The 23,370-nt window shown below is 34.3% G+C and carries 25 protein-coding genes; 5 read left to right on the top strand and 20 right to left on the bottom strand.

The annotated features are described in order from the left end of the window. Positions 1–62: 62 nt before the first annotated feature. On the bottom strand, positions 63–971 hold the full coding sequence (locus FFWV33_RS08370) for a prohibitin family protein (RefSeq protein ID WP_108740479.1): 909 nt from the start codon (positions 969–971) through the stop codon (positions 63–65). Positions 972–999: 28 nt separating this feature from the next. Then, on the bottom strand, positions 1,000–2,367 hold the full coding sequence (locus tag FFWV33_RS08365) for an MATE family efflux transporter (RefSeq protein WP_108740478.1): 1,368 nt from the start codon (positions 2,365–2,367) through the stop codon (positions 1,000–1,002). A 225-nt stretch (positions 2,368–2,592) separates the two neighbouring features. Between FFWV33_RS08365 and FFWV33_RS08360 the strand changes: the two genes are divergently transcribed. Further along, positions 2,593–3,102 carry a hypothetical protein gene (locus tag FFWV33_RS08360; protein WP_211316287.1) on the top strand — a complete coding sequence of 170 codons (510 nt, stop codon included), beginning with the start codon at positions 2,593–2,595 and terminating at the stop codon, positions 3,100–3,102. A gap of 113 nt (positions 3,103–3,215) precedes the next feature. Here the strand turns inward: FFWV33_RS08360 and lpxK are convergent, their stop codons facing one another. The 3 genes from lpxK to FFWV33_RS08345 are packed head-to-tail and all read right to left on the bottom strand — an operon-like array spanning position 3,216 to position 4,734. Next, positions 3,216–4,229 carry a tetraacyldisaccharide 4'-kinase gene (lpxK, locus tag FFWV33_RS08355; RefSeq protein WP_108740477.1) on the bottom strand — a complete coding sequence of 338 codons (1,014 nt, stop codon included), beginning with the start codon at positions 4,227–4,229 and terminating at the stop codon, positions 3,216–3,218. Positions 4,230–4,231: 2 nt separating this feature from the next. Continuing rightward, positions 4,232–4,483: a Txe/YoeB family addiction module toxin gene (locus FFWV33_RS08350; protein ID WP_245891712.1), complete on the bottom strand. Its 252-nt coding sequence runs from the start codon at positions 4,481–4,483 to the stop codon at positions 4,232–4,234. 5 nt (positions 4,484–4,488) lie between these two features. Then, on the bottom strand, positions 4,489–4,734 hold the full coding sequence (locus tag FFWV33_RS08345; RefSeq protein ID WP_108740475.1) for a hypothetical protein: 246 nt from the start codon (positions 4,732–4,734) through the stop codon (positions 4,489–4,491). A 398-nt stretch (positions 4,735–5,132) separates the two neighbouring features. Between FFWV33_RS08345 and FFWV33_RS08340 the strand changes: the two genes are divergently transcribed. The 4 genes from FFWV33_RS08340 to rluF all read left to right on the top strand — a co-directional run bounded on the left by FFWV33_RS08340 (position 5,133) and on the right by rluF (position 8,803). Then, positions 5,133–6,227 (top strand): Nif3-like dinuclear metal center hexameric protein, encoded by a 1,095-nt coding sequence (locus tag FFWV33_RS08340; RefSeq protein ID WP_108740474.1) that lies wholly within the window; start codon positions 5,133–5,135, stop codon positions 6,225–6,227. A 3-nt stretch (positions 6,228–6,230) separates the two neighbouring features. Further along, the gene (locus tag FFWV33_RS08335) at positions 6,231–7,010 is read left to right on the top strand and encodes a zinc ribbon domain-containing protein (protein ID WP_108740473.1); all 780 of its coding nucleotides are present in this window, start codon (positions 6,231–6,233) and stop codon (positions 7,008–7,010) included. A gap of 48 nt (positions 7,011–7,058) precedes the next feature. Continuing rightward, entirely contained in the window at positions 7,059–7,910 is an 852-nt protein-coding gene (locus FFWV33_RS08330) for an alpha/beta fold hydrolase (RefSeq protein ID WP_108740472.1), read from the top strand. A gap of 80 nt (positions 7,911–7,990) precedes the next feature. Beyond that, complete coding sequence (rluF, locus tag FFWV33_RS08325; RefSeq protein WP_108740471.1) at positions 7,991–8,803, top strand: 23S rRNA pseudouridine(2604) synthase RluF; 813 nt, start codon at positions 7,991–7,993, stop codon at positions 8,801–8,803. Positions 8,804–8,869: 66 nt separating this feature from the next. Here rluF and FFWV33_RS08320 read toward each other — a convergent pair whose 3' ends face one another. The 15 genes from FFWV33_RS08320 to FFWV33_RS08255 all read right to left on the bottom strand — a co-directional run bounded on the left by FFWV33_RS08320 (position 8,870) and on the right by FFWV33_RS08255 (position 23,353). Beyond that, on the bottom strand, positions 8,870–10,234 hold the full coding sequence (locus FFWV33_RS08320; RefSeq protein ID WP_108740470.1) for a DUF4153 domain-containing protein: 1,365 nt from the start codon (positions 10,232–10,234) through the stop codon (positions 8,870–8,872). A gap of 57 nt (positions 10,235–10,291) precedes the next feature. Next, on the bottom strand, positions 10,292–10,582 hold the full coding sequence (locus FFWV33_RS08315; protein WP_108740469.1) for a winged helix-turn-helix domain-containing protein: 291 nt from the start codon (positions 10,580–10,582) through the stop codon (positions 10,292–10,294). Position 10,583: 1 nt separating this feature from the next. After that, complete coding sequence (locus FFWV33_RS08310) at positions 10,584–11,198, bottom strand: hypothetical protein (RefSeq protein WP_108740468.1); 615 nt, start codon at positions 11,196–11,198, stop codon at positions 10,584–10,586. Positions 11,199–11,253: 55 nt separating this feature from the next. Then, positions 11,254–11,388, bottom strand: coding sequence for a hypothetical protein (locus FFWV33_RS19660; protein WP_281261794.1), 135 nt, complete (start codon positions 11,386–11,388; stop codon positions 11,254–11,256). A gap of 112 nt (positions 11,389–11,500) precedes the next feature. After that, entirely contained in the window at positions 11,501–12,427 is a 927-nt protein-coding gene (locus tag FFWV33_RS08305) for a magnesium transporter CorA family protein (protein WP_108740467.1), read from the bottom strand. Positions 12,428–12,650: 223 nt separating this feature from the next. Further along, positions 12,651–13,397: a LytR/AlgR family response regulator transcription factor gene (locus FFWV33_RS08300; protein WP_108740466.1), complete on the bottom strand. Its 747-nt coding sequence runs from the start codon at positions 13,395–13,397 to the stop codon at positions 12,651–12,653. 179 nt (positions 13,398–13,576) lie between these two features. Further along, positions 13,577–15,202: an ATP-binding protein gene (locus FFWV33_RS08295; RefSeq protein WP_108742501.1), complete on the bottom strand. Its 1,626-nt coding sequence runs from the start codon at positions 15,200–15,202 to the stop codon at positions 13,577–13,579. 117 nt (positions 15,203–15,319) lie between these two features. Next, a complete protein-coding gene (locus FFWV33_RS08290; protein ID WP_108740465.1) occupies positions 15,320–15,769 on the bottom strand; it encodes a hypothetical protein in 450 nt (149 codons plus the stop codon). Positions 15,770–15,941: 172 nt separating this feature from the next. Beyond that, positions 15,942–16,829, bottom strand: a complete 888-nt coding sequence (locus tag FFWV33_RS08285; protein ID WP_108740464.1) for a bifunctional 5,10-methylenetetrahydrofolate dehydrogenase/5,10-methenyltetrahydrofolate cyclohydrolase — start codon at positions 16,827–16,829, stop codon at positions 15,942–15,944. A gap of 111 nt (positions 16,830–16,940) precedes the next feature. Next, positions 16,941–18,302, bottom strand: coding sequence for a signal recognition particle protein (gene ffh / locus FFWV33_RS08280; RefSeq protein ID WP_108740463.1), 1,362 nt, complete (start codon positions 18,300–18,302; stop codon positions 16,941–16,943). A 125-nt stretch (positions 18,303–18,427) separates the two neighbouring features. Further along, positions 18,428–19,327, bottom strand: a complete 900-nt coding sequence (locus tag FFWV33_RS08275) for a mechanosensitive ion channel family protein (RefSeq protein WP_108740462.1) — start codon at positions 19,325–19,327, stop codon at positions 18,428–18,430. Positions 19,328–19,329: 2 nt separating this feature from the next. Beyond that, positions 19,330–21,234, bottom strand: a complete 1,905-nt coding sequence (locus tag FFWV33_RS08270) for a mechanosensitive ion channel family protein (protein ID WP_108740461.1) — start codon at positions 21,232–21,234, stop codon at positions 19,330–19,332. 670 nt (positions 21,235–21,904) lie between these two features. Beyond that, positions 21,905–22,183 carry an addiction module antidote protein gene (locus tag FFWV33_RS08265; protein ID WP_108740460.1) on the bottom strand — a complete coding sequence of 93 codons (279 nt, stop codon included), beginning with the start codon at positions 22,181–22,183 and terminating at the stop codon, positions 21,905–21,907. Between the two features lie 3 nt (positions 22,184–22,186). Further along, positions 22,187–22,486, bottom strand: coding sequence for a type II toxin-antitoxin system RelE/ParE family toxin (locus tag FFWV33_RS08260; protein ID WP_108740459.1), 300 nt, complete (start codon positions 22,484–22,486; stop codon positions 22,187–22,189). Positions 22,487–22,804: 318 nt separating this feature from the next. Further along, positions 22,805–23,353, bottom strand: coding sequence for a hypothetical protein (locus FFWV33_RS08255; protein WP_108740458.1), 549 nt, complete (start codon positions 23,351–23,353; stop codon positions 22,805–22,807). Between the last annotated feature and the right edge of the window lie 17 nt (positions 23,354–23,370).

The following is a 23,370-nucleotide window of genomic DNA, read 5'->3' as shown; positions in this document are numbered from 1 at the left end:
ATAAGTAATATGAATTAAATCAAAAATCGTTAATCGTTGATCAAAATTCTTAAATTAATAAATTATTTATCCGAAAGTATAATTGGAGCACCACCTTTACCGTTCATGAATATGATTTTGGTATTGGGAGAAGCAGCCAATTCTTTCTGCGCTTTAATCGTTTCGTATTGCAATTGTTTATCTGTTAAACCAAGTGAAATAATTCGTTGGTAATCGGCTATTCCTTGCGCTTCTACACGTTTACGTTCGGCTTCTTGCTTTTCTTTCTGTAGAACAAATTGCATTTTTTGTGCATCTTGCTCAGCATTAATTTTACTCTCGATCGTTGTTTTTACCGATGCAGGCAAGTTAATATTTCTAATTAACAATTGCTCTAATATCAAACCTCTCTTTTCAAAATCAACAGCAATACTTTTGAATATTCGATCTTGAAATTCGTTCCTTTTGGTTGAATACAATGCAACCGCATCATAATAAACAGCATTGTCACGTATACGTGTACGAGTTACAGGACGAACAATTTTATCAATGTAATTAATACCAATTCCTTTTAAAATCTTTGGTGCATCGGTAGGCATCACTTTGTACAAGACGGTTAAATCAATCACTACCTCAAGACCATCATTAGACAAAACTCTGATAGCATCATCTCCTTCTTGAGCTCCTTCTCCGTGATCTGCAGACATGGTGTAGTTTTGTGTCTGAACATCAAAAATGGTCACATCCAACAAGGGATTGATTACATGTAAACCACTGTCTAATATATCAGGCTGTACGTTTCCATACAAAGATTTCACTCCCACTTGTCCCGCATCTATTTGCTTAAAAGCGGTAGAAAACACACCAATCAAAGCAAGAACAAATCCTATGATTCTAAAAATAGTCGAAAATTTTGTCAACGGCCCAGGGTTTGCATTAACAGAATAACTAAAAATGAGCAGTGCAACCCCAACAAAAAAAAGTACAATCATTTTGAATTATTTTAAGATTATTATCCTTCTAACCAATTAATTTTCTGGTCAAATAGTTAAAACGAAGATACAAAAATAAAGCAGCTGTTGTTAAACCTGCCAAAAGACCAATCCAAATCCCAATTGCTTTTAAATCTGTGTACAATCCTAACCAAATACAAGTCGGGAAACCAACTACCCAATAGGCAATGAAAGTGATATACATCGGGATTTTTACATCTTGCAAACCACGTAACGCACCCAGCATCACGACCTGTATTCCGTCAGAAATTTGAAAAACAGCAGCTACCACTAACAATTCAGATGCAATGGTGATCACTTCAGTATTTTTGGCAAGATCAGCAATATTTGCTCTATCAATAAACCAAAGCGGCAATGAATCATGAAAAAGCACAAAAATAGCAGCAAAAACAATTTCGAGCAAAATAGCGAGCAAAAATATAGACAATGCTACAACACGTAGTCTCTTGTAATCGCCTAACCCTTTTTGATTACCCACCCTAATAGTTGCGGCAACACTAAGCCCCATCGCAAACATAAATGTGAATGATGCCAAGCTCAGTGCAATTTGGTTGGCCGCTTGGTTGGCTATACCTAGATATCCCGAAAGCCATACTGCTCCGGTAAACAAACCTACTTCAAAAAACATTTGCATTGAAGACGGAGCACCTAATTTGATAATTTCGATATTGATTGATTTTTGAATTTTTTTAATCGAAAAACCTTCAAAAAATGGATGGAATTTCACATTCCCTTTCATCTTATAGTGCATATAACCAAGCATAACAAAACGAGAAACCAAGGTCCCTACGGCTGCACCTATAAAACCCATCTCTGGAAAAATCCAAATTCCGTAAATCAAAACGTAATTCAAGATCACATTGACTACGTTGCCTAGTAAAGTTGCCCACATGGAATATTTAGTTTCGCTCATTCCGTCAGCAAACTGTTTATATCCTTGAAAAATGATAAGCGGTACCAACGAAAAAGCAACTATATCTAGAAAAGGGCGAGCCAATGCAACAACGTTCTCCTTTTGCCCCATCAGTCCTATAAAAGGTTTAGCGATCAAAATCAGACCAAAGAGCATAATTCCTAATATGGTACACAAGTACAATCCGTGATGAAAAACGCTTCTACCCGCTTGAATATCTTTTTTACCGTCAGCCGCAGCTGCCATTGGAGTAATTGCTGTCGAAAAACCAATACCCAACGACATGGCTACAAACACCAAACTATTTGCCAAAGACGCTGCTGCCAACTCCGTTGGTCCTATTCGTCCCACCATCACGTTGTCAACAATACCAACAATGGTATGCCCCAACATACCAATAATAATAGGATAGGCTAGTTTAAAATTATATGAAAACTCTTTGAAATATACGGCTATGTTCACGCTTGTTTTTTTTGAGGTTGCAAAGGTAAGCAGATGTATTCAAATTTTGGGTGATTACTCCCTTTTATAAATCAATGATTATTAATCCAACTTGGAATCCTATAACAATTACAAAAAATCATATAACTACAGCCTAAAGCAAAGCAGTAGTTTTGCTTCAAAGAAAATTAAATGGCATCAAAATTGTAACATGCCCACAAAAATTATTAATCAAAAAAGAAAATTATGAAAATGACGGTAAAAATTCAACAGGTAGCTTTAGCAGGATTAGCATTATTATTGAGTGCAACAACATTTGCTCAAAAAAAACCTAACTATGACCAGGGATTCCGTTTAGGGTTTGGATTAAATATAGGTGCGCCTACCGATGAAGATGTGTATAACTACGCATTAGGAGCCGATGCAAGATTACAATATGATTTATCTAAAAAAACGTCGTTGATTTTGACAACTGGTTTCACCAATCTATTTGTGAGCAATGACCGTGCAGATCTTGGAATCATTCCGGTAAAAGCAGGATTCAAAGCTTTTGTTTGGGAAGATCGTTTTTATGTATTAGGTGAAGTAGGTGGAGCTTTTGCGGTTACCAACAAATCAAACCAACACACGTACTTGTATGCGCCAGGAATTGGATACGCAACTAAGTATGTAGATGTAAGTGTACGTTATGAAGGCTATACCGAATATGACACCAATCAAATTGCTTTGCGTTTGGCATACGGCTTTAAATTGTAAGCAGTTTATAAAGCAACAGTAAAGTAGAATACTTTGCAATGATAAAAAAATCAACCCAATCTTATTTGTGATCGGGTTGATTTTTTTTTATTTTTTAAAGTAAGTTACAACTCTTAAAATGAAGTAATAAAATTTAAAATCGAATGTTGGAAATTTTGTTCCTTATTCAAAAAATGACTTCGGATAGGCAGGTAATACAATTGTTTTTTGAGCACACTATCTTTCAAGCGAACGTAATCTTTCTCGGTTGTAATTATCTTCTTCCCATTGGCTTTCAGCAAAATATCATTCAGATCGTTATCAGAAAAATGATGGTGATCGGGATAAGTCAAACAAATATCTGAATCGTTTTTTAAGAAATCAAAAAAAGGCTTTGGCTTTGCAATTCCGGCCAACAAAATTTTTTGGTCATTCTTCAAATGATCTACGGGAATCACTTTGTCATCACCAAGTACCACAGCATCATATTGGATCGTTGTAAAAAACAAATCTTGATTTGTATTCAATTTCAATTTAGTAGCAATTTTTTGCTGAGCCTCAATCGAAAGTGTTGCCGGACATTTGGTGACAATAACTATTTTTGCTCTATCGGCACTACTCCTACTTTCTCTTAAATTACCAGTTGGCAAAATAAAATCATCCGCATACAAATCTCCATAAGCTGTTAGTAATATATACAAACCAGCCTTTACTTTTCGGTGTTGGTAGGCATCGTCAAGCAAAATAATTTCGGGATTTGTTTTTTGCGAAAGCAACTGCTGTATTCCGTTTGTGCGATCGGCATCAACTGCAACTTGAATTTTCGGGAATTTTTGATAATACTGAAAAGGTTCGTCTCCTAGAATCAATGCATTTGCATTTTTATCGGCCAGAACAAATCCTTTTGACTGCCTCTTGTATCCACGACTCAAGGTTGCTACCTTGTAAGTGTCACAAAGCAAACGGACCAAATACTCTATTTGTGGTGTTTTACCCGTTCCTCCCACGCTCAAATTCCCAACAGCGATTACGGGTACATCAAAAGCCGTTGACTTTTTTAGTCCTTGATCGAAAAGGAAATTGCGAATTGTTGTTACCCACCCGTAAAGAATAGCGAATGGAAAAAGTAGTTTTCTAAATATATTCATGATTATTTATCGGAATAATGTCCCATGGCGGCAATGACATCAACAATTATAAGATCTTCATTTACAGTATAAATCAACCTGTCCTTTTTGTTTATTTCTCTTGACCAGAAACCAACTAAGTTCCCCTTTAACGGTTCCGGTTTACCTACACCTACATACGGGCTTTCTGAAAGTTCTTTGAATATAATACCTAGTTTTTTTATGCTAGCTTGATTTCCAGATTTATAATGTTTTTCAATTTGCTTTTTAGCCAAATCAGTTATTTCAATCCTAAACTTCCCCATACATCATTTGGATCAATAACCGTTCTATTTTTACTTCTTGCAGATTTCAAAACCATTTTTTCAAATTCTGGGTTATACTCAACCCTCTCTTCTTGGACTTCATCGACCTTATTCTCAATGATTTCAATACCATCGGCATCTTTGAAGAAAGATTCGGCCATCGCCATAAACGCTTGACCAGCTTTGGTTCGTTTATCGATTTTTAGGGTGATTGTTGTCATAGCTATAAATTTGAAATACAAAGATACAAAATTAGACTGATGTAAATTTAGGTCACATTTAATGGTTTTACTCTGCTTTTTTTCGAAATAGATATACAATAGAAAATGATCTATTTAATTTCATTTCAAAAAATTTAAAGTTATTATCAAGCCAAATGAATTATATTTGAAGTTGTATTTGGAATAATAAAAAACTAAATACAAATCGAAGCACTTATTGCGTGAGGGAATACTTCACCGAGCATTTATTTTCATAGGTGTTCAATTAATTCCATTTGTAGTGAAAATGCTTTTTTGTCCCAAAAAAGATTGAAGCGGAAAGCCCGGCCCGAAATAGTAAGAAGGAACGACGAAACTATGTAGGGACACGCCTAAATCATTATTATAAAAGATATATTTTGAAAATAAAAGAAATCCTTTCTGTACTCGAAGAGATGGCGCCCTTGGGTTATGCCGAAGATTTTGACAATGTTGGTTTACTGGTTGGCGATGCCAATACCGAGGCAACAGGCGTTTTGGTATGTCACGATGCACTTGATAATGTAATCGACGAAGCCATCTTAAAAAATTGTAATTTGGTGGTTTGTTTTCATCCGATTCTTTTTTCGGGTTTGAAAAAAATTACGAGCAAGAATTATGTGGAACGCGCGGTTGTGAAAGCCATAAAAAATGACATCGCAATTTTTGCCGTGCATACAGCACTAGACAATCATCAAGAGGGTGTGAATAAAATATTTTGTAATGCTTTGGGTTTAAAAAATACCAAAATATTGATTCCGAAGTTGAATTTTATTCGAAAATTAATCACCTATACCGTTCCAGAGAATGCAGAAAAACTGCGTTCTGCCCTATTTGCTGCTGGAGCCGGAAGTATTGGCAACTATGAAAATTGCAGTTTCAACTCGCAAGGCACGGGTACATACAAAGGCAATGCGAATAGCAATCCTGAGATTGGTGCTCGTTTTGAATTTGTTGAAAACACCGAAGTTAAAATTGAAGTTACATTTGAAAAACATTTAGAAAGCACCGTATTAAAAGCATTGTTTGCCAATCACCTTTATGAAGAGGTAGCTTATGAACTATACGACCTACTCAATGCACATCAAAATATAGGATTAGGTATGGTGGGTGAGCTTGAAGAACCAATGAATGAAAAAGATTTTTTAATTCTGGTAAAGCAAAAGATGCAAGCTGACGGTATACGCCACTCTACGTTTTTGGGAAAAGAAATCAAAAAAGTTGCTGTACTCGGAGGATCTGGTAGTTATGCTATAAAAAATGCAATTGCATCAGGAGCAGATGCTTTTTTGACAGCCGATTTGAAGTACCACCAATTTTATGAAGCCGAAAACCAACTTATTTTGGCCGATATTGGACATTTTGAATCAGAACGCTATACAAAAAACTATATTGTAGAGTATCTTAGAAAAAAAATTCTTAATTTTGCAATCATTTTATCTGAAGAAAATACAAATCCAGTTAAGTACCTATAGAATATGACGAATACGAAAGAATTAAGCGTTGAGGAAAAGTTAAGAGCGATTTATGATTTACAATTGATCGACACCAGAATTGACGAAATTAGAAACGTGAGAGGAGAACTTCCTTTAGAAGTAGAGGATTTAGAAGATGAAGTTGCAGGCTTAACTACGCGTTCTGAAAAATTAAAAACTGATCTTGAAGTAATTGAAGATCAAATTAAAGCGAAGAAAAATGCAATAGACGAGCACAAAGAGTCTATCAAAAAATACACAAAACAACAAGAAACTGTTCGTAACAACAGAGAATTCAACTCTTTGACTAAAGAAGTAGAATTTCAAGAACTTGAAATTCAATTGGCTGAAAAGCAAATTAAAGAGATGAAAGCTACTATCGAACACAAAAAAGAGGTTATTTCTCAATCTAAAGAAAGATTGGAATTGAAATCAAACCACTTGAAACACAAAAAAGCAGAATTAGAAGATATTTTGTCTGAAACAGCTAAAGAAGAAACTTTCTTAACTGATAAATCTGCAGAATACAGAGCAACTATCGAAGATAGATTATTAGCTGCTTACGATAGAATTCGTTCTAGCGTTCGTAACGGATTAGCTGTAGTTTCTATCGAAAGAGGTGCATCTGCAGGATCGTTCTTTACTATTCCTCCACAAACTCAAGTTGAAATTGCTTCAAGAAAGAAAATCATCACTGATGAGCACTCTGGAAGAATCTTGGTTGACAGTTCACTAGCTGAAGAAGAAAAAGAAAAAATGGAAAATTTATTTTCTAGTTTCTAAATAAAACTTACAAGACGAGCCACGCCCAACAGCGTGGCTTTTTTTTATATGAAAAAAGCACTTTACTTTATTTTTACCAAATCTGTTGGTTTATACATCAACGGAATGAGCTATGCTTTCCCCGAAAAAGCAAACCAGTTGGCTTACTCCATTTTTAGCAAGCCGAGAAAAGGAAAAATAACCTTAGATAAACTACCCAAAACATTAACTTCTGCCACTATTGAAATGGTAGAAAGTGATGGCGAACAATATGCTACCTACACCTGGAAAGGAAACGATACAGTAATTTTACTTGTTCATGGCTGGGAAAGTAATTCGGCTAGATGGAAAAAAACGTTGCCCTATCTTAAAGAAACCGGCAGTACCATTATTGCAATCGATGGCCCTGCACACGGATTAAGTAGCGGAACCGAATTTAACATTCCAAAATATGCCGCTGCGATAGACATCGTGGTCAAGCGCCACAAGGTTTCCTTTTTAATTGGTCACTCTTTTGGCGGAAAAACCTGTTTGTACTACCAATCACATTACCCTAATACAACTGTCAAAAAAGTAGTTACCCTCGGTGCGCCAAGCGAGTTCAACACTATCTTGAACAACTATACCCACCTATTACGTTTAAATAATAGAATCGTTAGCGGCTTAGTGCAAAAGTGTGTTGCCGTCTCAAAAATAGAATTAAATCAATTTACAGGCGCAAATTTCGCCACCTCTTTATCCACAAAAGGACTCGTTGCACATGATGTAGATGACAGCATAGTTGCGTACAAAGAAGGTCAAGCCATTGCCGCTGCATGGAAAGGGGCTGTATTTGTCCAAACAAATGGTCTTGGGCATGGTCTACATGATGATGCGCTGTACAACACAATAATTTCGTTTTTGTTCGATCTCGAAAAATAAGACCAGTGTACAAATATGAGATTCCGTTTTTAGATTAAAGACAAACGACTACATTGATTTAATTTTGCTATTTTTGCACCATGGAAGAAAATCTTAAACGCCTCAATAAGTTTATCGGAGAAACAGGTTTCTGTTCTCGACGTGAAGCTGACAAATACATCGAACAAGGAAGAGTCACTATAAATGGAGTAGTTCCAGAACTAGGTACAAAAGTAGCTCCAAGTGATGAAGTACGCATTGATGGCAAATTGATTCGTGAAAGCCGTGAAAAACCAGTTTATCTTGCCTTCTACAAACCTGTAGGTATTGAGTGTACTACCAATTTGGACGTACACAATAATATTGTAGACTACATCAATTATCCCAAACGTATCTTCCCGATTGGGCGATTGGACAAAGCCAGTGAAGGATTGATCTTTATGACCAATGACGGTGATATTGTCAATAAAATTTTGCGCGCAAGAAATAACCACGAAAAAGAATATACAGTAACGGTAAACAAACCTATAACCGATCGTTTTATAGATCGAATGGGAAATGGAGTACCAATTCTAGATACCGTTACTAGAAAATGTAAGGTAGAACAAATATCAAAATACACCTTTAAAATCATCTTAACACAAGGCCTCAACCGTCAAATTCGTAGAATGACCGAATACCTAGGTTACGATGTTACGGCATTGAAACGTATTCGAATCATTAATATCTCACTTGATATTCCTGTTGGGCGTTACCGCGATTTGACCGAAGCTGAAATTAAAGAACTAAACGAGCTTATTGAACCTTCGAGTAAAACTGAAGAGGCAAGTTTACCCAAAACAGAACCAACAAATAGGAGAACGGAATTCATTAAGAAAAACGATCCTAGGTTTAAGAGAAGAGGCGAGTATTAAAATTATAATCAAATAATATTTGAAATAAGAAAACCAAGACTTTCATCTTGGTTTTTGCTTTTATAATTATTTCAAATCAATGTTTTCGTAGTACAAAGATTTAGACAAAAAACTATCATTTTGGTTATCTAATATTTTAGTTGCTTTATTACGTTCTTTAGTCCGTTCTTCGGGAAATAATTCAAAATAAACTTCATCATTGTATTCTATATATTCTAGAAAATCTTTATCATTCCCTTTACCAACAGCTACATTGTACTGTGTTATAATATTTCCCCAATTCACAAAAGAACAGAGCAATAAAAATCCATACAGGCACAAAATCATTTGATTAAACAGGAACGCATTAGTCTTTTTGTTTTTAATTTTATAAAAAGTGATACCCAAACCTATAAGCGTGATGACCAGAAAAGCATAAACCCCCAATCTTTTATAAGTCATTCCGTAATGTAAAATGTATTCTGAATTTTTGACTGCAGAACTAACAATCAAAATACCATTCAAACCAATCCAGATCTTAGCTAACAGCTTTAGCAAAATAGCTTTGCTATCAAAATTAAATCCTTTTTTGAAATAGAATAAAATCACTCCCACTGCCATAATAATGGAAATAATTACTGCATTGACTCTATCGTGCGTTGCCGAACTTAAATTACTAATAGGATATACCTTGAAAAACTGTTCATAATTATAACTGATAATAAATACTAATAGCATAACATTTAGTAGTATTAACGAAATCTCACCACTTTTCCTTTCAAACTCCAAATCTAAGAATGAAAAACTAGGTTTTATTTCTTCGTTCTCAGAGGTAGCAAATTCATTATCTAATAATTTATCAAAAGTGTAGCAATAGTCCGGGGTAAAATAATTCCAAAAGCCAAATGAAATATAAAATCCCAAACTAGCTATCAGAATAACATCCAATATATCTAGGTCCAACTCATAATCAAATATCCCCGAAAAGGTGTCACTACCGAAAGAATAGGCAACAAAAAACACGGTAACAAAGAGTATCGGAATAATTAAATAGGCTATTAATTTCTTTGCACTATTATTGTCTATTTCTAACTGAGGAAGCCATTGTCTAAAAATGAATGGACGACCTAGTGAAGTGATTCCATTGATAATTACAATTGGAATAGCTTGTAATAACTTCAGTTTCACTTCCTGATTTTGGAACTGCAAGAAAACTAACGAAAAGAATAAGGCCCAAAAAGAGGCTCCATCACCATACCAGGCAAATGCTAGGGCAGACATCACTGTTGTAACGGTAAAAAATTTAAAAGCTAATCCTTTATTTTTAAAGTGCAACCAAATCAAGGTTACCAAAAATAGCGCAAACAATGCGAAGTTTAGACCGAGTGATTCGTTGTAAAATAAAAAGCTGAAGACTACTGTTGATCCGAAGATTAAATGATATTTTTTCATGTTTTAAATTTAAAAGTACTTTGTTTTTCAAAGTAATGGGTTAAAAAAAGGGAATGACTATAGTTTTAATAATTTTTCAAGAAAATTCAAGTGTTCTGCAAAGGCCAGACGGCCAGAATTGGTTACGCGATAGGACGTTTTGGGCTTTTTCCCAACAAACTCTTTCTTCACCTCGATATAATTTAATTTTTCTAATCCGGAAGTATGGCTTGCCAAATTACCATCTGTAACCTCTAATAATAACTTCATTTCGGTAAAATCTACCCAATCATTAACGACCAAAACTGACATAATACCAAGTCTTACTCTGCTTTCAAAATCTTTATTTAGGCTACTAATGATACTCATGTTACTTATACTTTTTAAACATGATTATTCCATATACAATATGCAAAACTCCAAAACCTATTATCCAAAATATAAGGCCTTTACCTAATACAAAGAGAGAGATTAAACCTAAAATAATTTCTAAAAACCCTAAATATTTTATATCAGAAAATGTATATTTCTCAGCATTTACGAGCGCTAAACCGTAAAAAATTAAAGTAACAGGTGCAACAAATACAAACAACTGATGCGTCAATAGTGCAACACAAAAAACACCTCCAACCACTAATGGCAAAGCGAGATTAAACAACATGTTTTTTGTAGTCGAAGTCCAAATTGGCAGGTTGTTTTTATTACTTTTTCGAATAGTAAAAAACATTCCAAAACTCATAGCGAATAGTAAAACTAAAATAGCAACAACTATAAACTCACTCAATAAAGAGCTTTGATACACCCGGCTATTAGTAGCTAAATAATCTGCTCCCAATTGCTGAAGTCGAAAGTACACATACAAACCACCAACTAATGCAGACACTCCTGCACCAACCCCTGATAACCCGCTTAACGAAATAAAACGTGAGGAACGCTCCATCATTGAGCGTATATGAAGTAAATCTTCTTGATGCTTTGTATCCATATTAAAGTACTTTGAAATTCAAAGATAGTAAAAATTTAATATGAAATACAAAAATTTATCCCGCAACAATAAAATCAATGGATAGGACCAAAAACAACAACACTAGCACTGCTGTGATTATAGCAGCTGAGTAAGTTAATACAGTGGCTTCATCAAGATTTTGTCGGGTAAAGATGCTGTTGTTTTTCATAGTAGTTTTTGTTTGAGTTATAAAACTACGCAACAACTACGATGCTATTAAAAAAGATGTCATGAAAGCGGAAATCACTGTTACAAGATTATCAACTACCGCTATATATTTGTTAAAACCAACGTTTTCGTTTGAATAAGAGTACTCCGAAAACTGAAAAAATGATAGAAATGGAAACTATAATCCATAAACCAAATGGATTATTCTGCAAGGTATTTGGGACATTCATTCCGTAGAAACTGGCAATAACTGTAGGAATCATTAATATAATCGAAATTGAAGTCATTTGCTTCATGATCGTATTCATATTGTTTGAAATTACAGAGGCATACGCATCCATGGTTCCCGTCAAAATATCACTATAAATATTAGTTGTTTCCTGCGCTTGACGCAATTCAATCTCTACATCTTCTAGCAATTCGGCATCCAATACTACTTTTATTGATTTTATATTTCGAATACGATGCAGTAAAATATCGTTCCCTTTAAGTGAGGTCATAAAAAAGACTAGACATTTCTCAATTTGTAATAAGGCTTGCAATTCTTCGTTTTTGATGGATTTCTCTAAATTGTCTTCGGCAAGTTTAATTTTTTGATTCACTTGTTTCAAATACTTTAAGTACCAAATACTAGAAGACAACAACAACCTAAGTACCAAATCAAAATGATCCTTGATAGTGATTTTTTTTCTTTGCGTATAAAGGACAAAGTCCGATAACATTTCGGTCTTGTGAAAACTAAGTGTTACAAAAACATCCTCCTTAAAAACTATACCAACAGGAATAGTGTTGAATGGTAATTTTACATCATTACTTTTTACAGGAATTCGCATCAAAATCAAACACCAACCATTCTCAATTTCGATACGCGGGCGTTCGTCTATATCTTCAATATCATTATAAAAGGCTTCGGGAAATTGAAGGTCATCCAATAAATACTTTTTTTCTTCTGTAGTTGGGCATTCGATATTAATCCAGCAATTAGATTCCCAAGCAGGAGTAGCTGTTAATCCGATATTGTTTTTGTAAAATACTCTCATTTCAAAATTATATAATATGTTATAGCTTCTTGAAATTGCATCAAATATCGCTTTAAATCAAAATTTGCCAATAATAAAGTTGCATTCTATTTGTAGTTTTTAGCCAACTACAAAAGTATTCATTATTAGAAAAAGAAAAGAGGCAGTACTATTTATTTAACGGAAACTTATACTAAAATAGAAGGTTTACAACAAAACTCAAATGCAGTATCAAATAAGCATCTTATTTCAAAATCTTAAACTGATTTGAAAAGTCTTTGTATTTATCACTCAAGATCACACTATGATTGTTTTCAAGCCAGATTTGATTGTCTTGTGGCACAATTTCGATAATTTTCTCAATATTGATCAAGAAATTTCTGTGCGTTCTGCAAAAGGTTTTGGGGTTCAATAATTCCATTATTTTGCTTAGAGACATCAAAATCAAGAACTTCTCAGCAGTTGTCACTATTTTACAATAGCGATCTTCGACCTCAACATAGATTATATCAGCTAGTAAAACTTTCTTCAGTGCCTTATTTTTCTTTATAAACAAATAATCTTGTCCAATTACAGTATCTTGATCATCACTCAAAAAGACATTGGGTTGTTTGTAAAATTTTTCGACAGCCATTTCCAAAGCATATAGAATTTCAAGTTCATTGAAAGGCTTCATCAAAAAACTAAAAGGCTGTGTGAGTTTTGCTCGTTCAAATATTTGACGGTCTTTCGAACTTGTTAAAAAAACAAATGGTTTTGATGCGTTTGGTACTGCATTTATTGTTTCGGCAAAGCTAATACCGTCTGGACTTCCGTTTAAAAATACATCAATAACAACTATATCAACCGGATTGTTGTAAAAAAGCTGTAACGCTTCGGCATTGGTGCGTGCCACCCCTACTATACTATAATTATTCTCGGTTAAAACCTCGATTAACGCATCGCTTTCTGCTGGAGTATCCTCAATAATCAAAACGTTTATTGAATTCATAGTGTGGCTTTTATTTAAGATGTATTGGAAAAATCTAAGAACACAAATATAAACAAACTTTCTACGAACTACCAATATCCCAGCCATTTTCGGCCTTTATAGTCCTTAGATAACCATGAAAATAATAGTTGTATTTTTAAAAAGCTAAGATTTTACAGATCTATGAGAACGTAATTACACTAAACATCATGAGAAATTAACAAGGATACCAAAATTCTTGTACCAACTCCAACCTCAGATTCTATGGCAAACTCCCCACCATTACGTTCTATTAAACTTTTGCATAATTGCATCCCCAAACCTGTTCCTACACCTTCTTCTTTTCCTTTTTTCGAAAGTAAGACAGTTGGTCGCAGTAATTCTAATCGTTTTTCTTCTGGCATTCCTGTTCCTGAGTCTTCCACTACAAGCGTAACAAAATCTGTTTTACCAGGAAGTGAATATACTCTTATAGTTCCGTTTTCAGGTGTAAATTTAATAGCATTATCTACTAAATTCCGTAGTATTATTTTGAATGAATCACTATCAACGAAAGCATAAATAGAAGTATTAACTTCATTTTCAAAAACAATCCCTTTATTCTTCATAATGGGTTCGTAATTGTGAGCTACGTGTTTAACCAATGACAGTAAGTGCGCCGACTCCTGATAAAAAAACGACTGCTGCGTTTGAAGCAGCGCCCAGTTTAACAAATTATCCAATAAATTATAAGCCCCATTAGCAATAGCACTATTAGTTTCTAATTGATTATTTAAGGCCGAATAATCCTGAGTGGAAAGGTTTTTTTGAAGTTTGGAATTACTACTTTTCAAAGCATTAACAGATGACCGCAAATCATGACTTACAATTGAAAAAAGTTTATCCTTTGTAGCATTCAAATCATCCAAAATGGCTTTTTGTGCCGATATAATTTTATTTTGTTTTGTTTTTTGACGGTAAAAATACCCCGCACCAGCCAATAGTAATGTCATTAAAAGTAAAGACGAAAGTAACCCGCTACGCTCTGCTAAACGCGTTTTATTCTCAGCCGATAATAAATCAACTTCTTTTTGTTTTTGTTTGACTGCAAATTTTTTCTCTAGTTTGGCAACTGCCCACACTTTATTTTGGTCGTTGAGTGAATCTTTCCATTGATCATATTCCTTTCGATAAACTATGGCTTTCAATAATCGATTGCGATTTTCCTCTACAACCGACATGTTCAAAGCAGCGTCTTTCTTGGTACTAAATGATTTGACATGTTGAGCTAACTGATACCCTTTTTCAAAATACGGTATGGCTTGATTATCCTTATATTGCTCATAATACAAAGTTCCCAAATTATTATATAAATTAATCAATTTGAGCGTATCTTTGCTTTTTTCTTCTAGTTCTTGGTATTTAAGTAAGTAACCTTCTGCTTTATCCAATTGTTTCAAAAGCAAATAACAAACACCCAAATTATTCAATAATTCTTTACCTAAATAAGAATAATAAAGATTAGTACTATCTTTTTGAACAGCCATAAAAACAGGAATAGCTTCTTTGTATTTTTCTTGCTGAATTAAAGATGTTCCAATTTTGTATTGTACAACAGAAGCAAAAAGAAAATGAGAAGAAATCGCAAGAAACTCTGATTGCGCTTGTTTAAAAATTTTTTTTTGATAGAAAGCAGTTCCTCTCATAAAATGAGAATACGTATTCAACTCAATATTTTTAGACTGTGCCAAATGCCGGGCTGTGTAATACAAAGTAGAATCCCACTCCTTTTTCGTAAAAAAAGAATGGGATTTTATAAAGTCTTTTTCTTTTGGACAGGTTTTCATTATTTTCTGCATTTCCTTTCCCACCAAATAATCCGTAGATTTTTCCTGAGAAAATAAAATGATTGGTACTAAATAAAAACAAAAAAAGATTTTTTTAATCATTAAAAAAATAATTTATTATGGTTGATTTACATTTGCAACTGTACCTCTCGAAGCTACGGGATCTGTATCCGATAAAAAAGTTTCTATAGTATGAAACATATCTATTGACACTCCTACAGGAAGCGCCTCAGTAAGCGCTTCAAAATCAACCTCATAGGCTTGAAAATTACTCGCTTCTGTTTCTGGCAAATCATAACTGATAAAAAACTGCAATTGCGGTGTTCCTACACTGCTAATCACATACAATTGATTTACTGAAATAGATGGCGCTGGTTGTGCGGCATCAATAAAAACTACTGCACTAACGCATATTTCAGAATGGTCCGGATTATTACAAGCTTCTATTAAAGCTGGCAAAGGCGTTTTGGAACGTGGTTCTGAAAATGAAATTTGACCACTTAATTTTACTTTTACATTACTTAATTCAATACCTGGAGGATTGGATGTTACTACTGCTGCTTGCATTTTTATTAAGGGTTTAAAAGTTACTATTTTAAAATAGCGCTTAATCGGTATCTATTTCATTCCCAAATATAAAATTATTTATATTCTAAAATAGTATTTACTTTACTAAAAAAAGACATAAAAAAAGCAAAGACATAAAAAAACCTACTTAAAAAGCAGGTTTTCTTTAAATTTATTGATTATTTCTTGCTCTAATTTTTCGAGCTAGAAGCGTGTTTTTAAGCAGCATGGCAATCGTCATCGGTCCTACTCCACCAGGCACTGGCGTAATAAAGGACGATTTTGGACTAACCGAAGCAAAATCTACATCTCCTTTAATTACATATCCTTTTGGATTTGAAGCATCATCAACACGAGTAATTCCCACATCAATAATAACCACACCATCTTTGACCATATCTCCTTTCAAAAATTCAGGCACCCCTAATGCAGTAACTATAATATCAGCCATTTTGGTAAATTCCTCAATGTTTTTGGTTCTACTGTGTACCAAAGTTACCGTTGAATCTCCAGGATATCCTTTGCGACTCAACAAAATACTCATTGGGCGACCTACAATATGACTACGTCCAATTACAACAGTATGCTTTCCTGAAGTTTCAACTTTGTAACGTTCTAGCAATTCCATGATTCCGTAAGGAGTCGCTGGTAAAAATGTTTCCATTTCTAGTGCCATTCTACCAAAGTTCGTTGGATGAAAACCATCAACATCTTTTTCTGGATTGATCGCTAGCAGAATTTTTTCTTCGTCAATGTGTTTTGGTAACGGTAATTGTACAATGAAACCATCAAGATTATCATCTGTATTCAATTCATTAATTTTAGCCAGCAAAGCTTCTTCGGTAATATCTTCTGGCAAACTCACCAAAGTCGATTCAAAACCTATTTGCTCACATGAACGCACTTTACTACCTACATATGTCAAACTTGCTCCATTTGTCCCTACAATTACTGCAGCCAAATGAGGCACTTTTCCACCGTTTGCTTTGATTTCTTGAACTTCAACAGCGATTTCTTTCTTAATATCTTCTGATGTTTTTTTCCCGTCTAAAATTTGCATCTTCTTTTGGCTTTTGGCGTTTAGCGATTAGCTTTCGGCACCATTAATTGTTTACTATTTTACTATATTTCAAAACTGAAAACTCAATCTCTGAATACTGAATACTTTTTCTTATCTCATTCCAGGCATACCTCCGGGCATTCCGCCTTTCATACCACCCATCATTTTCATTAGATTTTTTCCACCAGGACCTTGCATCATCTTCATCATTTTGCTCATTTGGTCAAACTGTTTCATCAATTGATTCACTTGCTCGATTTTGGTTCCCGAACCTTTTGCAATTCTTGCTTTTCTTTTAACGTCAATCGTCGCAGGTTTTTTTCTTTCTAATGGTGTCATGGAGTGAATAATCGCTTCAATATGTTTGAAGGCATCGTCTTCAATCTCTACATCTTTCATTGCTTTGGAAGCTCCAGGTATCATTCCGACTAAGTCTTTCATGTTACCCATTTTTTTCACTTGCTGAATTTGAGTCAAGAAATCATCAAAACCAAATTCGTTTTTAGCGATTTTCTTCTGTAATTTTCTAGCTTCTTCTTCGTCAAATTGTTCTTGCGCTCTTTCTACCAACGACACAACATCTCCCATTCCAAGGATACGCTCTGCCATACGAATAGGATAGAATACATCAATAGCATCCATTTTCTCACCCGTACCTACAAATTTGATTGGTTTATTAACAACAGTTTTGATCGAAAGTGCTGCTCCTCCACGAGTATCTCCATCTAATTTGGTTAAGATAACCCCATCAAAATTCAAAATATCGTTGAAAGCTTTTGCAGTGTTCACAGCATCTTGTCCAGTCATCGAATCAACAACAAACAAGGTTTCTTGTGGCTCGATTGCTTTGTGTACACGTGCAATCTCGTCCATCATTTCTTTGTCTACCGCCAAACGACCGGCCGTATCGACAATCACCACATTAAATCCATTGGCTTTTGCGTGTTTGATTGCATTTTGTGCAATTTCAACTGGATTTTTATTTTCTGGCTCAGAGTAAACCTCAACACCAATAGAATCTCCTACTACATACAACTGCTGAATCGCTGCTGGACGATATATATCACAAGCCACCAAAAGTGGTTTTTTATTCTTTTTTGTTTGTAGATAATTTGCCAATTTTCCAGAGAAAGTGGTCTTACCAGAACCTTGCAAACCTGACATTAAGATCACCGTTGGCGCTCCCGAAAGATTAACTCCAGCAACATCACCACCCATCAATTCTGTCAATTCATCTTTAACCAACTTAACCAACAACTGACCTGGCTGTAAAGTAGTTAACACGTCTTGACCAATTGCTTTTTCTTTTACTCTAGCCGTAAAATCTTTTGCAATCTTGAAGTTAACATCGGCATCCAATAACGCACGACGTACTTCTTTCAACGTATCGGCAACGTTTACTTCGGTGATTTTTCCGTGTCCCTTTAATATATGAAAGGCTTTGTCTAGTTTATCGCTTAAATTATCAAACATAATTTTTATCTTTTTATGAGGTGCAAATTTAGGCATTTGAATCCTAATTATGAAAAGTATTATTCATAAAAAACTCAAATACAATTCTTTAATTCTAATGTATTTTCGAACAAAAAAATACGCTATTACTTCTTAATGTTCACATTAAAATCTGGCGCTTCAACCAACTGAAATGTTGCCGATGCAAACTTTATCGCTCCATTACTACCTTCAAACGCTTTTAGGATGTGGGTAAACAATTCGGTTTTGGTCGCTCGTCTTTTTTTGTAGCTCACTACATAGCGCAGCGTAAATTCAACCCAATTATCATTTGCAATAAGCGAAACCATAGGGTCTGTTTGTGCGTCTTCTAATCTAAACTTATTTTGCAGTTGTGCCCATTTTTCTTTGGATTGTTGGGTTAAATCGCCTGCGACTTTTGCTCCAATTTCTAAAAGCAATTTGCGCGCCAGATCGTAGTCACTACCATACGAAACCGGAATCTTAATCTCATCCCACAAAAAAGGAAAATCCCCTGAATAATTAAAAACAGGTTCTTTGAATACATAACTATTGGCAATTAACACAATTCGTCCGTTGTACAAGTCTCCATCTACCCATTGACCAGTCTCCATGATGGTAGTACGAAGCACACCAATATCCATTACATCACCTTTGATTCCGCCCAACTGAACGCGATCACCCGTTTTGTAAAAATCACCAAACATAATGGCCAACCATCCCGCAAAAGAAGCTATTACTTCTTGAAGCGCAAATGCAATTCCGGCTCCTGCAACACCCAATGCCACCGTAAAACCACCCAACTTATCACTAAATACTATAGTTATCAAGACGATAGTCAAAAAATAACCCGTATAGTTACTGAATTTCTTAGCGCGGTAATGATTGTCATTACCTTGGATTTTGGACAATAAGTTGCGCTGAATCACTCTAATCAACAACCAAATCACGGCTATCCCAATTACGATCGTAGACACTTTTCCAATGGTTGGATCATATAAATATTTTTGTATTGTGTCGTCCATATCTAATCTTCTTTTGAAATTGAAACGTTAAATTTTGGTGCTTTATAATTTGAATCTAAATAGTCTTCGGGAATCGTAGTTTGGCTACCATCTCTAGCAGCACGGTAATGTGGCGACAAGATTTCGATTCCGTTTTCATTACAGCAATCCTGAATATTGGCATGCAAATTTGAATAAATCAATGCTTGCTTACTCACCTCTTTGGTATAAGCATTGATTTGGTAAGATACATAAAAATCGTCTAAGCTTGTTTGCAACACAAACGGTGCTGGTGTATCTTGCAACAATTCGGTACGATTGGCGGCATCGATTAAACTTTGATGGACTTTTTTCCATGGTACATCATAGCCAATAGTAACGGTGGTATGTAGAATAAGTCCGTTTTTTGGAGCATCACTACTGTAATTGATGGTATGACTGTTCATGACGGTTGAATTCGGAATCGAAATAATTTCGTTTTTGGTTGTTCGAACTCTCGTTACCAACATTGATTTTTCGATCACATCACCCACGACCTCACCAATTTTTACACGGTCGCCTATGGTAAACAAGCGCATATAGGTAAGCACCAAACCCGCTACCACATTGGACAACGAACCCGAAGACCCAAAGGTAAACAAGACTCCTAAAAATACCGAAACTCCTTGAAAAATTGGTGAATCACTACCTGGTAAATACGGAAAAATAACAATGCCCATAAAGGCATACAAGATCACTTTTATGATTTGATACGTAGGATTGGCCCAGTCGGGATAAAAGCCTGAGAGTTGCAATTTTCCGTTTTCTACTTCTGTTTTTAAGAAATAAACCAATCGTAACACATACCTAAAAAAGATCACGATTACGATTATAGTTACCAGATTGGGCAGATAGTCCCAAACGCCATGTACAATTTTCAGGGCTGGACTTTTTATGTACTCAATAAGCGTGTCTGTAAAATGTTTGGTCCAAGGAAAAATTCCAAACAAAATAGGTAGCGATAAATAGATTGTAAGAATGGTCAATACCCATTTTAAAACATTACTAATCGATGTAAAAACGTTGACTTGTCTACTAGTATCAAATAAGGTGTAATTTTTAATCGTAATTCCTTTGAGCAATTTTCCTTCTTGCTCACTGATTTTTTGGTTTAATTTTCGAAATCCTTTTCGAATAAAAAAGATAATGATACCTACAACAAGGAGTACTAGCAGTGCCAGACCTATCTCTTTACTTAAGGTTTCTGTACTGGTTTCTTCTTGATATTTTATAACGGCATTCTCAATTGTACTTTTGTATTTTTTGGCCAATTCCTCTTTGGTTGTATTGTTCCAAATCGCATCATTTTCTGAAATACTAGTCAAAATACTTTCTCCTACCATTAGATCCACGGTACTCTCGGAAGCTGAAATCTGGATATCTTCTTTTTTGAATTGGTAGATATCAGCTAATTTCTGAATACGATTGCTAATGGCCTCTGCTCTATCTTTGACCGAAAAACTTCCTAGTCGATTGTAGATTGCAAATAATGTGTCATTAAAAAATCCCATCACAGGATATGATTTTGCAGTGGTGCGTAGTGAATCAATCTGACGTTTTTTGAACTCCAAACGTTCTTTGTCCTTGTCTGCAAACTCCTGGAGTTGTTTGAGCAGTTTATCTTTTTGAATATTGTCGGTCGTACTAAGTTTTTCTAATTTCGATTGAAGTTTGGATTGCTGTACCGAATCTCTGAGACGTTGCACTTCTAACTCCTCAAGTTTTTTATTGTACGCATTCAATACCACAGCATTAGCCGAATCGACTTGCTTAGCAACCAATACTTCTTTTACTTCCGTTTTTTCAGCCTCTGATTTTTGTTCTTTTGTTTGCGAATAACTGCATTGCGAGAGGATTAACAGAAAAAATAATTGGAATATAAATTTCATGGTGCACGATTACTAGTGGAAATTAAGAAGAAGCTATTGAAAACGAAAACTTCATTTTTGTGTTGTCAAAAATAGTTTATCTGAATGATTGAAGCTTTATTTTATGCTAAAGATTATTTGGTTACTGTAGAGTTGACTTGAATCGTGAAATCTTATTAGGGTTTTTGTTGTGGTTAATAATTACCAATCGCAATTGAATTATCGGCTGTTTTATTTTTTAACCATATAAGTCATCTAAGTTTTCTTGTTTATAGAAATGTAAAGCGAGGCTAAATAGAAGTTCATAAAAGTTATTTTATGCAGGCATAAAATCTCTAAAACTTTATAATTCTGAAAGTAAGATGGGTAAGTCAATACAAAGCAGGTCGGCAATATATTTGTTGTCAAGTTTATAAAATCCTTTTAACCATATAAGTCATCTAAGTTTTCTTGTTTATAGAAATGTAAAGCGAGGCTAAATAGAAGTTCATAAAAGTTATTTTATGCAGGCATAAAATCTTTGACAACTAGAGTTTGTAATTTCAAAATACAACTAATCTTTAATCGCTCCTCATTTTCTAAAAACAAGAAAGTTGTAATCGTTTTTAATGATTACAACTTTACTATAACTTTTTTTGATATACTATGGTAGCAGAAGCAACTCGATGTTTCAGGTTATTATCTTTTATGCTTAGATGGGATTAATATTTACTTGACCACCTATTGCTTTTAGAACTTTTATAATTGTTGAGAATTGCGGTTTAGCTCCTTCAGATAGCGCTTTGTACAAACTTGGTCTACTCAATCCAGATTTTTGAGCAATTTTAGTCATTCCAATTGTTTTAGCTACATTTCCTATTGCTGTAACTAGGTCAGTTTCGTCTCCATTTTCTAAAACTTCATTTAAATATGCAGCAATCATTTCATTACTGTCTAAATAATCCGATATGTCAAATTTTGATGTTTCCATTGTCTATTTTTTTAATGATCTCCAGATTTCTTTTGCCTTTTCAATGTCACTTTGTTGAGATGATTTGTCGCCTCCAATTAATAAGACTATAATTTTCCCATCTTTTTCTTTGAAGTAAACTCGATAACCTTTGGCATAATTTATTTTAAGTTCTTTTATTCCGTCACCAACTGATTCACATTCGCCAAAATGTTCGTCGTTTTCCAATTTTTGTACTCTCATTAAAATTTTTGCTTTGGCACGTAAATCTTTCAGTTTTCGTAACCACTTATCAAATTCTGATGTTTTCTCAATAAAGTACATAATTTAACTGTATTCATTTGGATACAAATATAATGCAATTTTCTATTTGATTTTGAAGTTTTCCCGTTTTTTGTACATTTTTTTTAAATGTTTTAGGATGACACTGCACGAACTTGAAAGCAAGTCTAGAAGGATGTGCTATTTTAAATCCTTTCAACCATATAAGTCATCTAAGTTTTCTTTTTTTATAGAACTGTAAAGCGAGGCTAAATAGAAGTTCATAAAAGTTATTTTATGCATGCATAAAATCAAAGCAATCTTGTTTCTTAGAGAGGAGTAGCAATCAATTTTATTATTGATAATCAAAATTTATTCTTTTTACTTTTTCTTTAATAATTCTTTTAAAGGAATTTTTAATTTCCGATAGTTTTCTGGCATGTCTGAAAAAGGTTCTTCTGTAAAGCTAAAAGTACTGGCGGCATCAAAATACCAATAATTTCCGTTTAATTTACCTGAATTCGTTTTAATATTTTGCTGCGGGATATTGTTGATTGCATATTGATTATTTTCTGCATTATACCAAATCCCCATTACGCTTAAATCTTCATTACTTGAATATTTTAATAATATGTGAGGTTGAATTGTGTTTTCTACATCTATAAGTTTAAAACTTTTACTATGAAAAGAATCTAATTCATTCGCCCAAATAGTCTGACTCTCATTCCTATTCCTGATTTTATTCCATTGTTCTACTACCATTATACTATCTTTCTCGGATTGAATAACGGCAAAGAGATTTTCTTGAATAATTTCAATTTCTTGTTTTTCAGGATGGATGGTAATAGTAACCTTATCGGCAGCAAATCTTGCATCTTCTATTCCGAAAAATGATGTTAATGCAAAAAATAATATTTTTATCTCTTCCATGTCTTTTTTGGTTTACA

Origin of the sequence: Flavobacterium faecale, from assembly GCF_003076455.1 — a bacterium.
Lineage (GTDB): Bacteria > Bacteroidota > Bacteroidia > Flavobacteriales > Flavobacteriaceae > Flavobacterium > Flavobacterium faecale.
The sequence above is the reverse complement of the archived record's forward strand: the minus strand, read 5'-3'. Positions and strand labels throughout refer to the sequence as shown.